The sequence below is a fragment of the Streptomyces otsuchiensis genome (assembly GCF_004305975.1).
GTDB classification, from domain to species: Bacteria; Actinomycetota; Actinomycetes; order Streptomycetales; family Streptomycetaceae; genus Streptomyces; species Streptomyces otsuchiensis.
Genome location: NZ_BHZI01000686.1, coordinates 1 through 234 on the forward strand (window position 1 = coordinate 1; position 234 = coordinate 234).

Annotated in this window: 1 protein-coding gene; it reads left to right on the forward strand. The window is 71.8% G+C overall.

Annotated elements, in window-relative coordinates; translation table 11 throughout:
• A partial coding sequence (locus E0D90_RS26350) for a response regulator (protein WP_130800375.1) occupies nucleotides 1–234 on the forward strand: 234 nt, incomplete at both ends.

Consider the following 234-nt stretch of genomic DNA (forward strand, 5'->3'; position numbering starts at 1 on the left):
TCTACGACGGCGCGGCCGCCCGCGAGCGCGTCGACGTCAACGAGTATGACGTGGTGGTCCTCGACCGGGACCTCCCCCTCCTCCACGGGGACGACGTCTGCCGCCACATCGTCGAGCTGGGACTGCCCACCCGCGTCCTGATGCTCACCGCCTCCGGCGACGTCAGCGACCGGGTGGAGGGGCTGGAGATCGGCGCCGACGACTACCTCCCCAAGCCCTTCGCCTGCGCGGAGC